The sequence below is a fragment of the Psychrobacter sp. 5A.1 genome (genome assembly GCF_030407455.1).
GTDB lineage: Bacteria > Pseudomonadota > Gammaproteobacteria > Pseudomonadales > Moraxellaceae > Psychrobacter.
The window spans coordinates 111,532-128,044 of the sequence record NZ_JASDDJ010000001.1; the positions used below are offsets into that span (position 1 = coordinate 111,532).

Consider the following 16,513-nt stretch of genomic DNA (forward strand, 5'->3'; position numbering starts at 1 on the left):
ACGCTAATACCCGTTGCGTGGTTACACTTAAATGTGACTGATGACTAGGGCGTGTTCGATTTTGACATCGCTCTTTATACATTTTACCTTACTACTAATTTAAGCACTCTTAGTGTCATTTAGTGTCATTAATTTTTTGTTGCTCTTGACGTGCAATCATAATTTGAGCACTAGCAGCAAGCTCATCTTCGACATGAACGGTGCAATCAAACTTGTAAATACCATGCCTTTGCATCACAGTTTTTGCACGAATAATAAGCTGATCACCAGGAATCACGCGACGTTTAAAACGCACTTTATCCACACCTGCAAACAGATATAGATAACCATCTTCTGCGGTCAGACCTGCACTAATAAAACCGAGAATTCCTGAAACTTGGGCCATTGATTCCACCATCAATACGCCTGGCATAATTGGCTCATCAGGAAAGTGACCACTGAAGAATTCTTCATTGATAGTCACGTTTTTGATACCAGTAATACATTCACCAGGTGTGCAAGCAACAATCCGATCTACCAGCATAAAAGGATAGCGATGCGGTAAATAATGCTTAATAGTATGATACGTCAATGGTAGCGTGAGACCTTGTTCCGCCAAGCTTTTGACGTCTTCATCAGTCGGGATATCTATATTGTTACTGCTCATAATGACGCTTCCTTGCTGTGTTTTAAATATCTGTTATTTGTTTGTGTTTGCATTAGGGCGTGTCCTCATTTTAAAAATGGTGATAAAAATGAGATAAATCGCAGTCAAACAAGGAAAATAGCGCAGATAATATCGAGATATTAGTCAGCTATTTGACGCCGTTTGGCAAGATTTAGCCATTTTTAACCCATTTAGATGACTATCGATTGAATTGAGGACACGCCCTAGTTACGACCAAGCTGACGAAAACGTACAGCAGCACGTCGCCAATTGGCAGTCGGCATCGCGGCGGTGCCAGATGAATAGGAACCTGCGATTTTAATGGATTTGGTGACCATTGTCATGCCAGATAAAACGACATCGTCTGTAATTTCGATATGACCTGTGATACCAACAGCACCGCCTATTATACAGCGCTTACCTATCGTAGTGCTACCCGCAATAGCAGTTTGGGCAGCAATTGCTGTGCCGTCACCGATACGTACATTGTGGGCAACTTGTACTAAGTTATCAATGATCACGTGATTACCAATCACCGTGTCGTCGATGGCACCTCTATCAATGCAGGTCTGGCTACCAACACGTACATGATCACCAATAATCACACGGCCTAACTGAGCGATGCGCTCCCAACCTGTGTCACTAGGGTCTTTGGTCGGCGCAAAACCGAACCCTTCAGAACCAATGCTCACGCCCGCATGTAATCTCACATGATTGCCAATCGCGCAATCATGCCCAATGACCACTTGTGACTTAATAACACAATCCGTACCAATATCAGTATTGGCTTCAATCACCACATGAGCCGCGAGTGAGCTGCGTGCGCCTATTTGTACATTGTCACCAATCATACAAAAAGGACCAATATTGACTTGCTCACCAATCACAGCACTATCCGCGATCACAGCGCTAGGATGAATCCCATTAGCCAAGGATTGACGGGCGAATATTTGACTCGCACTGGCATAAGCCAAATATGGATTTGCGACGACTAGTGCGATCGATGATGCAGGCACTTGGTCACGATATGCGGCCGTCACCAACACTGCACCTGCCTGACTATTGGCCAAACTAGAGATATAATGAGGATCTGCCAAAAAGCTTAACTGCTGATGATTGGCCGTCGTCAAACTACCGACGCTGCTGAATGGCTGGCACAATTGCTCAGTATTCATCTCAGCCTTATTGACAATAGGCTGACGCTGCTCAATTCGAGTGATAAGTTGCTCAATCGTTATCATAATGACTATTAATAAAGTAGGGTTATAAATGAAACGGTCGTCAAAATAACAATGCGTTTTGACGACCTACTAAGCTCTCATGATGTCTCAATTTATTTGTATCAACATTTAAAGTTGCTCAAATAAATTCGAGTGGTGTTGCTGATTTAGAATGTGTTACCAATCTGGAATTGGACTTTTTCAGTTTCATCACCTTCTTTATCACCGAACGGTACAGCATAGCTGAGCGAGATTGGGCCAATTGGCGTATACCAAGTCACACCCGCACCCGCACTAAAGCGGAAGTCATTGTCTTGAGTCAATAGTGGCACACCTGTATCGGTCCCATTGCTAGGATTGATAAAAGTACGATCCTCTTTATTAGAAGTATCAAATACCTGACCACCTTCGGCAAATAATACTGGACGTACTTGATCTGCCCAGTCACCTTTGAATGGCATTGGCAAAATAAGCTCACTACCGAAGCTGACTAGTGCATTACCACCAACATCTTCATCCAAATTCTGAGTATTACCATTAATAGCATTATAGTAACTTTCTGATTTGGGCCCTAGTGTGGAAGATTCATAGCCACGTACTGAGCCGTAACCACCAGCATAGAAGTTTTCATAGAATGGTAAGTCATTACCATAGCCAAGCTTGGTATAACCACGTGCTATCCAGTCTTTATAGAGTGGATAATATACATTGCCGCGATAAACAAGTTTCTGATAATTGGCATCACCAAGACCAATGGTTGCATCAACTGTATGGCTCATACCTTTAGTTGGAAATACTGGGCGGTCGAGAGTACTGTAATCCCAGCCAAACAATAAGTTATAAGACTGATAGTCATTTTTGAAGCCTGTACGGCCTTCAAATTCTCCAGTAAAGTCTTCAACTGTACCGCCATCATCGATGATTTCTTGAGCATTTGATATGCCAAGGAAACGACCACCACGTACTGACGTTTTATCAACGTTTAGACCAGCACTAACGCGCTTGGTTTCGTCGACAGGGTAGCTATAGTTCAGTGTCGCACCGTAGGCATCGGTGACATAATTGCTGACGTTTCTGTCATCATATTTCGTTTCACGATAATAAGCACTAATACCTTGAGAAACACCATTCTCAGTAAAATAGGGATCGGTATACCCCAAGCTATAAGAGTCACGTGTCTCTGAACGTGACAGTGCTGCTTTGACGCGATTACCTGTACCCATAAAGTTGTTTTGGGTCAAGTCCAACTGGAAAGTTACACCGCCACTCTGTGAGTAACCTGCTGCAATCGTTGAACTACCAGAAGGCTGCTCTTCGACGGTATAATGAACATCCACTTGATCTGGCTGGTTTGGTACTGGCTTTACATCAACGTTAACGGCTTTAAAAAAACCAGTACGCATCAGACGTGTACGTGATAGCTGGATTTTTTCACTAGATGCAAGTGTACCCTCTAATTGACGCATTTCACGTCTCAGTACTTCATCTTGCGTTTTTAAGTTGCCAGTAAAGTTAATACGGCGAACATAAATAGGACGTGCTGGATCGATATAGTAATCAACATCGACCATTTTGGTATCATCATTGATACGCGGTACTGGTCTGATTTGCGCTAAATAATAACCTTCATTACCATAACGGCTCTTTAGCGCGGCAGTGGTTGCATCCAACTTGGCTTGCGAATATTTTTCATTGGGCGCAAAGGTGACCAATTCTTTTAATTCATCATTATCAAAAGTCGGCTTGCCTAAGAAGTTCACTTCACCAAACTGATATTGTTCGCCTTCGCTCAGACTAACTTCAATAAACACACTGCGCTTATCTTCACTGATATTGAGCACAGCATTATCTACTGCAAAACGTATATAGCCATCATTTTGATACAGTGCTTTTAAGTTTTCTAGACTGGCGGCCAGTTTTTCTTGAGCGTATCGATCAGATTTAGATAGCAGGCGCGTCCATGAAGATTCTTTTACTGCAAAGACATCTTTAATGTCTTCATTACTAAAGTGTTTATTACCAATGATATTGATATCGACCACTTTGGCAGGCTTGCCTTCGACAAAGCTCACATCAAGCTTGACACGATTCCCATCAAGTAGGGTTTGCTCGACTTCGATATTACTGTTGTAATAGCCTTGGCTGATATATTGTTGTTGTAGCTCATTGGCAACGCCCTGTAACGTGGCTTGTTTCAACACGTCACCGACCGACAGACCAGCATTGCCAAGCCCTTGCTCAAGCCCTTCTTTTGGAATGAGCTTGTTGCCTTCAAAGTTGACCTCAGCGATGGTTGGACGTTCTACAACGTCAAATCTTAGATTGCCACCTTCGACACGGCTTTGAATATCAGCAAAATTCTCAGTGGCATATAGCGCCTTGATGCTGGCAGCTAAGCGACTATCATTCACCGTATCACCTACCGTAATAGGTAAGACCGGATAGAGGCTATCAGGGGTTAGGCGTTGCAGACCGTTAAAACCGATGTCCGTCACTACAAATTCTGCAGCCTGTACCGGCATACTCATCATCGCTACAACTAACGGCAACCCAGCCGCGCTCATAAATAAAGGCGTACGCATAAACACTATCCGTCAATAAAAAAATTGCTTAAGTTAAGTTAAAAAGCATGTATTGTCTAACCCATTTCACATGAAGTTATAAACCTATGCACAGGTAACTCAGAACACTTTATATAAATTGCATCACAAAATAAACTAAAAATTACGATTAGTACAGAGGCTACGATACAAAGTAGCGAGCTTATGATAGCAATAATCAGCCTGCAGTAGGCGTAAAACCATTAGTACATCTTGCTTTATCAGCTATATTATCTATTAATCAATCAAAACAGCCTACTAATATCATTACCAATTGCTAACACCATGAAACCTGCCAGCAAGAGTAAACCAATATTTAGACCGACCATCTGTACCCCTTCGGACAACGGCTTACCACGGATCAGCTCGATAAAATGATAAACGATATGACCACCGTCCAATACGGGGATGGGCAAAAGATTTAGAACGGCCAGACTCAAACTGATCAAAGCGGCGGTTGATAATACCATTTGCCAACTGATATCAAAGCTCTGTTTGGCGACTTTAGCGATCGTAATTGGCCCTGACAGGTTATCTAAACCAATCATACCTGACAGCATTTTTCCCATTGAACTGACTGTCATGATTGCAAGCTGCTCAGTTTTCTCAAATGATTTGATCAATGACTCACTAGGGCCATAGACGACCGTTGTTTTGTAATCATCAGGAATAACAATTTCAGACTGGGCCACCATCGCACCAATTTGTCCATAATCGTTACCCAAATTGTCTTTTTTACCTTGTGGCATGATCTGAAGCTGTACAGGCTTATCCTCACGCAACACGGTAAAATTCAGTAGCGTTTCAGGATTATCACGGATGATACGCGTGGCACTGATCCAGTCTTCAATAGCGTCGTCATTGATAGCCGTAATACGATCGCCAACTTTTAATCCTTGACGGCTAGCAGCGCCATCAGCAGCCAAATCACCCACAATTGGCCTAATATGTGGCTGCCACGGTAACATGCCAAAGCTGGTCAATGCATCTTTGCCTTGCGCATCGCCTTGCATAAACTGGGTAACGGGTGCTTGATATGTTTTGATCGCCTGATTGGTTTGGGCATCCGACTGTAGCGTGATACTCACATTGTCTGTCTCACCCATACGTCCAGCGAGGCGATAATTGATGCCTTCCCATGTTTGTACGTCATGACCATCAATCGCGACAACTTTATCACCGACTGGTAGTTGTGCCATCGCAGCAGGCGTATCTGGTAATACTTGACCAATCTTGGTGGCCAATTGCTCAGATGGGGTCATAAACAATACCCAAAATAGTGCAATAGCAATCACAAAATTCATGAGAGGGCCAGCTGCGGCAATCGCTATCTTCTTTAGCGGATGCTGACGATTAAACGCTAGATGCTGTTCATCTTCCGCTACTTCGCCTTCACGCTCATCCAGCATTTTGACATAGCCGCCAAGCGGTAACGCTGAGATACGATAATCAATGCCGCTTTTTTTGCTGGTCCAGCCAAATAATTTGGGGCCAAAACCAATAGAATACGTGAGCACTTTGACACCGCAAAGCCGTGCCACAATGTAATGTCCCCACTCATGTAAAGCAATGAGCGGACCTAAGACAAATATTGCCGCCAACAGCGTTAATAAAAACGTCATGATCTTTTCTCAGTATGATTTTTCAGCATTTTTCAGTCACATCTTCACTAGGCCGTGTCATCAGTGAGCACATTGATAACACGCCCTGAGTGATACTCACTACGATTATGCCAACCTTGCCACCAGCTTGTCAGTAAGATGACGTGCAATCTTGTCAATTGCCAATATATCTTCGATGTCAGCAGTATCACTTAATGGTGGCATCTGTATGTCATTTAAGGCTTGCTCATTAATATCAGCAATATCAGTCAAGCGAATTTGCCCATTAAGAAACGCAGCCACTGCTATTTCGTTAGCAGCATTGAGTACAATAGTCGCTTGCGTACCTGCTTGCATCGCTTGACGAGCAAGGCGCAAACACGCAAATTTTTGCAAATCAGGTTCAATAAATTCCAAGCCACTGAGTGCGTATAAATCTAATGGCTGCGAACCGCTTTCAATTCGATCGGGGTAACTGAGCGCATGGGCAATTGGGGTTTTCATATCTGGACTGCCCAGCTGTGCCAAAAAGCTGCCATCGCTATATTCTACCATCGAGTGAATGATACTTTGCGGATGAATGACCACGTTTATCTTATCTTCAGGCAAATCAAATAAATGGCAAGCTTCTATTAGTTCAAGCCCCTTATTCATCATCGTTGCAGAGTCGACAGATATCTTTTGACCCATTGACCAGTTTGGATGTTTGACTGCTTCGGCGACGCTTGCTTGTTGCATCTGATCAAAGGATTGTTGCAAAAATGGCCCACCAGAGGCGGTTAGCCACAGTTTGCGGACACCATGATTTGGTTGGTGAATTTGAGTATTGTCTTGCTGAATAGCGAGGGGTAAACACTGAAAAATAGCATTGTGCTCAGAGTCAAGAGGCAGCAAGGTCGCATGATGCGTTTTTACCGCGTCAATCATGATCTGCCCTGCCATCACCAGTGCTTCTTTGTTGGCAAGTAAAATACGCTTGCCTGCGCGTGCTGCAGCCAAAGTAGACGGCAGACCAGCTGCACCTACGATCGCTGCTACGACAGTATCCGTCTGCGAGTCAGTGGCAATATCGACCAGTCCTGCGTCGCCACCGACGACATCGATATCAAGACCTACCGCACAGAGTCGTTTAGCAAAATCATCCACTGCTGTCATCGGCACGCTAACGCGCTTGGGCAAAAACTGCTGACAAAGCGTAAACAACTTATCCAAACGGTGATAGCCTGACAAAGCGTAGACTTCGTAAGTATGCGGTTGCGCCGCCAATATTGCTAGCGTGCTATCGCCAATCGAGCCTGTCGCGCCTAGTACGGCGATGCGTTGCGTCATAACCATCAATGCCCATGATACTTAAAAAATAAAAAAGAGAATATTGTCTGTCCACGATAAGGCCGCTACAGCATCAACCGCGCGAACCATATTATGGTCAAACCACTATTAAACCAAGCTGTTGTAGCGCCCAAAAACCCAGTGCAAATATCGGGGTGGCAGACAATAGCGAATCGATACGATCCAAGATACCACCATGGCCTGGCAAAATAGTCCCTGAATCTTTCACATCAGCACGGCGTTTGAGCATCGACTCAAACAAATCCCCAAGTACAGAAGCAAGAATGGTCAGCGCTGATAGTGCGACAAAGGCAATCAACGGGACTCCCGTCAACTGTAGCTTAAAGACACTGATAGCACCCACAACTAGCAGCCCTGTCACGAGGCCACCAGCCAACCCTTCCATGCTCTTATTAGGTGAGACATTTGGTGCCATTTTTCGGCGGCCAAGCTTACGCCCCACAAAGTAAGCGCCACTATCTGCACACCACACTAGTAAAAATACATAGAGCAGCCACCACGCAGATAATTGCCAGAGATAAAACATAGCCGTAATCGATGCCGTCAAAATAACAACACCCATCATCGCCAGTTGATTGCCATACCATTTCGTCTGTGTCGGAAACACTCGAACCCAAGACAATGCCATGAGCCATATTGCTAGTGAGGCCACCCACCAGAACAGCCACGTGACCTTAAACATCAGTGATAGAACGGTTATAATCAATACCAATAGTACAAATACAGCAGGCTGGCGCCATTTTGGCATCAGCTTGGCCCATTCGTGAGCAGCGATGATGACACCAATGGCCAAAAGCGGTGCGAATAAAATGGGCGTTTGGCTCGCAAACATTGCAATACCAACGATAATAACGAGAACAATTGCCGTCTTAATTCGTTGCCACATACTTACTGAGCCTTATAATAATGAATAACGTATGGTCAAAAGGTGCATTATAGCAGCTAATCTACAATAGCCCACTAATAGCAATTGACACCAATTAAAGCGGTTTATTATTTCATAAGCAAGTAGCATTAACCACTGATAGAAGCGTATCAGCCTTTTAAGACGCAAAAAAGTCATCCCCTAAAACCTAAATGTTAAAGTTTAGGCAATAAAGCTCAGTTTTTATGGTGTGAATATAAGGGTTTACTTCAAAGCGATTGCTGCTCGTTGACTATCTGCTCACTGGTTTTGCCAAAGCGGCGTTGACGCTGAGCAAACTCTGTGACCATTGCAGCCAGCTCTGCTGCTGCAAAATTTGGCCATAGTGTTGGGGTAAAAAACAGCTCAGCATAGGCAGATTGCCACAATAAGAAATTAGAAATACGATACTCACCACCCGTTCGTATCAGCATATCTACCGCTGGCGCATCTGCTAGTTGTACGTGCTCACCGAGCATTTCTTTATCGATATCGTCAGCTTTTAATTCACCCGCTTGCACTTGCTTAGCCAGCTGCTTTGCTGCATGAGCGATATCCCACTGTCCGCCATAGCTAATCGCAATCACCAGTGTCATAGCATCAAACGCTGCTGTTTTTGCTTCAGCATCTGCCATCAATGCTTGCAAATCATCACTAAGCTGACTGCGGTCACCGATAAAACGTAAGCGAATATGATACTCACTCATGCGCGGCATTTGGTCATGAATCGTCGATGCAAGTAACTGCATTAATAGCGCCACTTCATTCGGCGGACGTTGCCAGTTTTCACTGGAAAATGCAAATACTGTCAGCACGTCGATACCAGCATCGACACAATACTCAACGATGGGATCGAGCGCATCTTTGCCAGCCATATGCCCTTGACCTTGGCCTAAATCATTGGCCTTACCATAGCGATTGTTACCATCCATAATGATAGCAATATGACGAGGATGTAGCGAGGGAGCCAAAACGGCTGAAGTAGACATAGGCGAGCTTGCTTATTGTTAAGGTAAAATAATAGTAACGTGTACGACGGCGATTAAAAAGCACTATCCATATAATTCACGAATTTATCACAATTGAACCGTTGGTTTTTTTGTAAAGCCCAAAATATAAACGAACAAAACGTAGAGGGTTATTTCTCTGAGCAGATCAGTTGGCACAATAATAAACAGCCAATAGCAATAAAGTATTGGCTGCTAAACTACAAAGAATCAACTAGGCTGTTTCTTTAAACACGCCCTATATTAAACGGCCATCAAGTCGGTTTCTTTTTTGCTTAAGCGAGCATCGATGGTTTCAATATATTTGTCAGTGATTTTTTGGATATCATCACTAGCACGGCGCTCATCATCTTCTGAAATTTCTTTTTCTTTTGCCAAATCTTTGATGTCGTTCATCATATCACGGCGAATATTACGAATAGAGACGCGGCTGCCTTCTGCTTCGCCACGCGCAAGTTTTTGCATATCGCGACGTGTTTCTTCTGTCAACGCTGGCATCGGAACACGAATCACATCAGCTGTCATTGGGTTTAGACCCAAATCTGCTTCACGAATGGCTTTATCTACCGCTTGTACCATCGTACGGTCAAACGGCTGAACAAGTAATGTACGAGAGTCTTCAACGTTCACACTTGCTACTTGGTTCAGCGGTGTATCAGAACCGTAGTAACTGACCATCACACCTGACAGCATACCTGGATGCGCCCGACCCGTACGGACTTTACTGAAAGTGCTTTCAAGCGCTTCCAACGTTTTCTGCATGCGTGCTTCGCCGTCTTGCTTAATCTCTTTAATCATTGTGTGTCCTTATTTATCGCTACCGACAAATTCTTTATTGTTAATAACTATTTAGGTACTAATTATTCGTTATTTACTGAAATTAGCTATCAGCGCTCTATCAATTAATGAAAAACGCGAGTGCCTTCATTTTCGCCCATGATGACATTTAATAATGCATTGGGTTTGGTCATATCAAACACTTGTAGCGGTACATTATGCTCACGGCATAAAGCAATGGCGGTTAAATCCATGACGCCAAGTTTTTGTTCCAACACTTCATCAAAGGTCAACCCATCGTACTTGACCGCATCAGCATGCAGACTTGGGTCTTTGTCATAAACGCCGTCGACTTTGGTTGCTTTTAAAATCAAGCCTGCTTCGATCTCGATACCGCGCAAACAAGCAGCGGTATCAGTGGTAAAGAACGGATTGCCCGTGCCTGCGACAAAGATACAAACTTCGCCGTTTTTGAGATAACGAATCGCATTACGGCTGCTATAGCTTTCGGTGACTTCACCAATCGGCAACGCTGACATCAAGCGCGTTTTGATATTACGACGCTCAAGCGCATCACGCATCGCAAGCCCGTTCATAACGGTCGCCAGCATGCCCATCTGATCACCAGTGACACGGCCAACCAGACCTTCTTTTTGTAATTGAGCACCGCGATATAAGTTGCCACCACCGACTACGATACCAACTTGGACACCAAGTCCACGCAAGTGAGCGATAGACAGGCTCATTTTATCGAGCACTTCGGTATCAATACCCATGTCTTTGCTACCAGCTAAGGCTTCACCAGAGAGTTTCAGCAAGATACGAGCGTAACGCGGGTTTTTGTCAGACATGAGGTCACCTTGTTATCATGAAATTATAAAGAAAGTTATCGGTAAAATACAAATCGAGTTTGCCCACAACGCTATACTTAAAGCTAAGCGTGTTAAAAAGGCTAAATTGCGCTAATTGTAGCAAAAACTGCCCGCCATTGGGCAATTTTCACTCGCATATCCTATCGAATATCTACCCCTGATAACTGGCAAATAGATCGTATTCGCTAGCATCATCGATAGTGACTGTTAAAAACTGCCCCACTTTGACTTGAGCATTAATGTTATCAACATAAACATGACCATCGATTTCAGGCGCATCAGCATAGCTGCGGCAAATAGCAATATTTTCATCGCTATCGATCTCATCGACCAGTACCATCAACGTTTTGCCGACTTTTTCTTGCAGTTTTTGCGCTGAGATATCTTGTTGCAGCGCCATCAAACGCTCATAGCGAGATTGTTTAACGTCTTCAGGCACATGATCAGGCAAGTCATTGGCAACCGCGCCTTCTACTTCTGAATAAGTGAATGCGCCCACACGATCAAGACGTGCTTCAACCAGCCAATCAAGCAAGCACTGAAAATCTTCTTCAGTCTCACCAGGGAAACCAACCACGAAGGTCGAACGAATCACGATATCAGGACAAATCTCACGCCATGCTTTGATACGAGCCAAGGTGTTTTCGCTATGTGCAGGACGTTTCATCGCTTTTAGGATGCGATGACTGGCATGCTGAAACGGAATATCTAGATAAGGCAGTAGCTTCTTTTCGCCCATCAATTCAACAACTTTGTCCACATGTGGATACGGATAGACATAATGCAAGCGCACCCAAATGCCCAAATCGTTCAATGCTTGGCATAAGTCATAGAATTTCGACTTGAGCGGCATACCATTCCAAAAGCTGGTCTTATACTTTAGGTCAAGGCCATAAGCTGAGGTGTCTTGCGAGATAATAAGCAACTCTTTTACGCCAGCTTTTTTTAGCGCCATTGCTTCATTCATCACGCTGTCAATCGGACGTGAGTCCAAATCACCACGCAAGCTTGGGATAATGCAGAAGGTACAACGGTGGTTACAGCCTTCAGATATTTTTAGATAAGCATAATGACTTGGGGTCAATTTGATACCCGCCTCATTGATCAAATCTATTTTTGGATCATAGTTGGCGTCCAAGCTACGATTTGGCTTGGGTACATGCTGAGCAACTGCCGTAATGACTTCGTCATAGGCATGTGCGCCCGTCACTGCTAATACAGCTGGATGCATTTCACGGATTTTGTCCGCTTCTTTGCCCAAGCAACCAGTGACAATTACTTTACCGTTTTTGCTAATGGCCTCGCCTATCGCATCGAGTGACTCTTGTACTGCTGATTCAATAAAGCCGCAGGTATTTACCACGACCAAATCAGCACCCTCATAATCGCTGGCGACTTGATAACCATCACGGCTTAGCTCAGTGATAATACGCTCACTGTCCACCAATGCTTTTGGACAACCTAGTGACACAAAACCAATCTTGGGTGCTGCACTCACTGGCATCGTGGCAGTGGCATTCGCAGTCGTTACATCACTGCTTTGGGCAACACTACGGTTTTGATTGTGGTTGGCTTTATGATGGCTGGCTTTGATAGCATTCGGCTGGCTAGTATCTGCCTGATTCTGCTCTTGTACTATGGTAGGCGCAGCAGGATTAAAGACAATGGCAGTGTCTTTTACGGCTGACAGAGATGCTGTCATTGTCGTGTTCACTGACTCGGTAGAAATTTTGGACATGGCTGACCTTGCTAGAGATAAATTGGCTGAGCGCATTGTACGTTTTTTTTGCAAAAATCACCAGTTTTGCCGCTCTATAGTCTTGATTTATGGTTAAATATTATATTAAGCATCTAACTTTTTTGGGCACTATCAATGAACGCTGATTTTATCACCACCAAAAAAAACCCTGACCTAGCATTTATATCTCAGCATTTATTCACGGCTATTTTATGGGTCAATGACGAGCTGTCGATTACGCGGGTAAATGCTCAAGCGGAGCAATTGCTCGCCATTAGTAGTGGCAGACTGATTAATCAATCCATCTTGACACTATTGGCACCCGATGAATTAAAATCAAAAGAAAGCCTATCTATTGACAGCGATAATAATGCTGGCAGTGAGAACGAGCATTTGGATGAGCCAACCTATTCTTTGACAGAGCGTTTTAATCAAGCGCAAAACTACCAACAGCCTTTCATCGATCATGATCACATCATAAAAACACCGCTAAATGGTCATTTATCATTGTCCGTTGACTATAGCGTCACGCCTGTCATCTACGAACAGCAGCCTTATTTTATTATTGAGATGTGGGGCAAGGATCGTCAAAGCCGTATCTCTGAGGAGCAACGCCAGCAGCAGCAGTACACGGTCGCTCGTCATATGCTGCGGTCAGTCGCACACGAAATAAAAAACCCGCTGGCTGGTATTCGCGGTGCCGCCCAACTGTTGCAACGGCAATTTATTAAATTCAGTGACGTATCTACTACTAATAGCCACTCTATCGCTGGCAACAGCTTGCCAAATCCCAGCACTGATACGCAACATGATTTGCAAAAAATGAATCAAAAGCTGCGTAATTATACCGATATTATCATTTCGGAAACGGACCGTTTAACGCATCTTATTGGGCAGCTCCTTGGTTCCAATCAACTGCCAAACTGGCAGACGCTCAATATTCATGAACCCCTAGAGCATGTTTTAACCTTAGTGACCAATCAGTATCCGCAGGTCTGTCTCCAGCGTGATTATGATTTATCATTGCCAGAGTTGTGCGCTGACAAAGATCAGCTGATTCAAGTTTTTTTAAACCTCATCAATAATGCTTGTGAGTCAATGACTGAGCTCGAACAAACGCTGCAACAGAATAAATTCTCTGAACCTCAAGAGACTCAAGAATCACAACAAGCGACTCTGCAAACTGATAGCCATTCTGATTATCAACCAACATTGCATATTCAAACGCGTGTTGCCTTTCAGCATACAATCGTAGGGCAGCAGCACAAGCAAGTGATGCAAATTACCATTACCGATAACGGCTCTGGCATCGATCCCGCCCTCATCGGCCAAATATTTTTTCCGATGGTCACCAGCCGTGCGGCAGGTACAGGTCTTGGACTATCCATCGTCCAAGATATTATCAGCCATCATCATGGTATGATTGATGTGAGCTCAACAGAAGCGCTAGAGGATAAGCAAACCCGCTTTACCCTATACCTACCCTTTACTCAGCCCATCACTGACACTTAAGCCATATTACGGCAAAAAACAGCTGCATTGCATAATGCTCAATCCTCAATATACCACCAATCATTGCTCATTAGGCCCAATACATGACTGAATATAGTGACAATCACCAACCTAAAAGCGAGCACTCATCCTCAATCGTAACCGTCAATAATGCACCCAGCGACCGCCCTGCAACGCTATGGTTAATCGATGACGATGCCGCCCTACGCATGGTGTTGGCCGATACGTTTGAGGATGCTGGATTGACCGTTATCAGTTTTACCCAAGCACAGGCCGCTTGGACTCGCCTTAACGATATTTTAAAACAGCCAGAGTCAGACGATCAATTACCAGACGTCATATTGACCGATATTCGCATGCCCATGATGGATGGCTTGTCCTTTAGTGACTGGGTACACCAACATTTTCCTGACCTACCAATTGTCATCATGACCGCACATTCAGACCTCACCTCTGCTATCAATAGCTATCAGGCAGGAGCTTTTGAATACCTACCCAAGCCTTTTGACTTGGATGATGCGGTTGCAACGATTTATAAAGCCATCAATTATCAGCCCAATATAGAAACAGCTCCTGTTAGCCATTCAAATGAACCCGATGTTAGCATAACTACCCATCAACCTCCTGAGACTCAGATAAAGCCGAAAACGGCAGCTGCTAAGAAAACAACGAAAGACAATAAGAACAAAGGTGCAATCGAAACAGAAGACAATGGAAACCCTAGCGGCATTATTGGACAATCACCAGCCATGCAAACGGTATTTCGTGCTATTGGCAGGCTGGCACAGTCGCCTATTTCCGTCTTAATCACTGGAGAGTCTGGAACAGGTAAAGAATTGGTTGCCAGTGCCTTACACCAACACTCTCCGCGCAAACAGCAACCATTTATTGCGCTCAATATGGCAGCCATACCACATGATTTGATCGAGTCTGAGCTATTTGGACATGAAAAAGGCGCGTTCACTGGTGCAACAACGATGCGGCAAGGTCGTTTTGAGCAGGCAGACGGAGGCACGCTATTCTTAGATGAAATCGGTGACATGCCTTTTAGTACTCAGACGCGACTATTACGAGTATTGGCCAATGGCGAGTTTTATCGTGTTGGTGGTCAGCAGCCGATAAAGGTAGATGTACGTATCATCGCAGCCACCCATCAAAACTTAGAAGCGTTAGTAAAACAAGGCCGATTCCGCGAAGACTTATTTTATCGCCTCAATGTCATTCGTTTGCCCCTACCGCCACTGCGCACACGGCCTGAAGACATTCCTGCATTGGCCACCTACTTTATGCAGTCCGCCGCAGAGCAAATGAATACCACACCAAAGCACTTACATCCTGCCGCATTGCAAATTATGCAGACATTTGACTGGCGCGGTAATGTACGTCAACTAGAAAACGTCTGTTTATGGCTGACGGTGATGGCCACTGGCGAAACAGTGATGACAGCAGATCTGCCGCCAGAGCTACTCGAAAACATTCCGTCTAATGCAGCGACGTATGCAGAACACCGTTCATCAGAAGAAATCTCTCAAGGTCATTCAGTACAAAACAGTGATGCCGTCAATAATCAAAACCAAAACGGCCACCATCAAAACAGTCAAAATACGTATCTCCCTAAAAGCCAAAGCTGGCAGCAAGCATTGGCCGATTGGGCGGAACAATCGCTAAACACGGGGGAAACTGATATTTTGCAAACCGCAACACCTGAGTTTGAGCGCGTGTTATTAACGGCTGCACTCAATCATAGTGGCGGCAAAAAGATAGAAGCAGCGAGCTTACTTGGTTGGGGGCGCAATACTCTGACTCGCAAAATACAGCAGTTAGACATCTCTCCCCCAAGAGTACCCACTAAAGAATAAATAAAGGCCTAAGACGTAAAATCAAATATCCATTAATATCAATTACTTAAAATATAAATCAAAAATAAATGTCAATTAATTAAAAATAATTGCAAATAGGGGTTGCCAAACTATTCAAACTCTATATAATAGCCAACCACTGAGACGCACTACCGAATCAGTTAACTATCTACGTTGTGTTTGAGTTTAAACGCTAATAATGATAGAGTAACGAAAATGGGGCTGTGGCGGAATTGGTAGACGCACCAGATTTAGGTTCTGGCGCCGCAAGGTGTGAGAGTTCGAGTCTCTCCAGCCCCACCATTTTCGGATAGTACATCTTAGACCAAATATCAAAACCTGCTTCTTAGCAGGTTTTTTTGTGTCTGGAATTTAATCCAATTAAAAATATAAAGAAATTACAATACAATTTGTTAGATTAATAGGT

Annotated in this window: 12 protein-coding genes and 1 tRNA gene; 3 read left to right on the top strand and 10 right to left on the bottom strand. The window is 44.1% G+C overall.

All coding sequences use genetic code 11. The annotated features are described in order from the left end of the window. Window positions 1–115 precede the first annotated feature (115 nt). The 10 genes from fabZ to rimO form a co-directional block, all read right to left on the bottom strand. The gene (fabZ, locus tag QL982_RS00410; protein WP_290164226.1) at window positions 116–646 is read right to left on the bottom strand and encodes a 3-hydroxyacyl-ACP dehydratase FabZ; all 531 of its coding nucleotides are present in this window, start codon (window positions 644–646) and stop codon (window positions 116–118) included. Between the two features lie 224 nt (window positions 647–870). Then, entirely contained in the window at window positions 871–1,887 is a 1,017-nt protein-coding gene (gene lpxD, locus QL982_RS00415; RefSeq protein WP_290164663.1) for a UDP-3-O-(3-hydroxymyristoyl)glucosamine N-acyltransferase, read from the bottom strand. 146 nt (window positions 1,888–2,033) lie between these two features. After that, window positions 2,034–4,448, bottom strand: coding sequence for an outer membrane protein assembly factor BamA (gene bamA / locus QL982_RS00420; RefSeq protein ID WP_290164661.1), 2,415 nt, complete (start codon window positions 4,446–4,448; stop codon window positions 2,034–2,036). 263 nt (window positions 4,449–4,711) lie between these two features. Beyond that, window positions 4,712–6,088, bottom strand: coding sequence for an RIP metalloprotease RseP (gene rseP / locus QL982_RS00425; RefSeq protein ID WP_290190113.1), 1,377 nt, complete (start codon window positions 6,086–6,088; stop codon window positions 4,712–4,714). Window positions 6,089–6,193: 105 nt separating this feature from the next. Beyond that, window positions 6,194–7,402: a 1-deoxy-D-xylulose-5-phosphate reductoisomerase gene (ispC, locus tag QL982_RS00430; RefSeq protein ID WP_290164659.1), complete on the bottom strand. Its 1,209-nt coding sequence runs from the start codon at window positions 7,400–7,402 to the stop codon at window positions 6,194–6,196. 91 nt (window positions 7,403–7,493) lie between these two features. Continuing rightward, on the bottom strand, window positions 7,494–8,303 hold the full coding sequence (locus QL982_RS00435; protein ID WP_290164658.1) for a phosphatidate cytidylyltransferase: 810 nt from the start codon (window positions 8,301–8,303) through the stop codon (window positions 7,494–7,496). A 248-nt stretch (window positions 8,304–8,551) separates the two neighbouring features. After that, entirely contained in the window at window positions 8,552–9,310 is a 759-nt protein-coding gene (uppS, locus tag QL982_RS00440; RefSeq protein ID WP_290164657.1) for a polyprenyl diphosphate synthase, read from the bottom strand. A 261-nt stretch (window positions 9,311–9,571) separates the two neighbouring features. Next, entirely contained in the window at window positions 9,572–10,126 is a 555-nt protein-coding gene (gene frr / locus QL982_RS00445) for a ribosome recycling factor (protein WP_290164656.1), read from the bottom strand. A gap of 104 nt (window positions 10,127–10,230) precedes the next feature. Further along, window positions 10,231–10,956: a UMP kinase gene (pyrH, locus tag QL982_RS00450; protein ID WP_290164655.1), complete on the bottom strand. Its 726-nt coding sequence runs from the start codon at window positions 10,954–10,956 to the stop codon at window positions 10,231–10,233. Between the two features lie 172 nt (window positions 10,957–11,128). Then, a complete protein-coding gene (rimO, locus tag QL982_RS00455; protein WP_290164654.1) occupies window positions 11,129–12,715 on the bottom strand; it encodes a 30S ribosomal protein S12 methylthiotransferase RimO in 1,587 nt (528 codons plus the stop codon). A 135-nt stretch (window positions 12,716–12,850) separates the two neighbouring features. On the opposite strand from rimO, the gene QL982_RS00460 reads away from it, so the two are divergent. The 3 genes from QL982_RS00460 (at window position 12,851) to QL982_RS00470 (ending at window position 16,389) form a co-directional block, all read left to right on the top strand. Further along, window positions 12,851–14,227 carry an ATP-binding protein gene (locus QL982_RS00460; RefSeq protein ID WP_290164653.1) on the top strand — a complete coding sequence of 459 codons (1,377 nt, stop codon included), beginning with the start codon at window positions 12,851–12,853 and terminating at the stop codon, window positions 14,225–14,227. An 83-nt stretch (window positions 14,228–14,310) separates the two neighbouring features. Then, window positions 14,311–16,086, top strand: coding sequence for a sigma 54-interacting transcriptional regulator (locus QL982_RS00465; protein WP_290164652.1), 1,776 nt, complete (start codon window positions 14,311–14,313; stop codon window positions 16,084–16,086). Window positions 16,087–16,304: 218 nt separating this feature from the next. Then, a tRNA-Leu gene (locus QL982_RS00470) sits at window positions 16,305–16,389 on the top strand. Window positions 16,390–16,513: the final 124 nt, after the last annotated feature.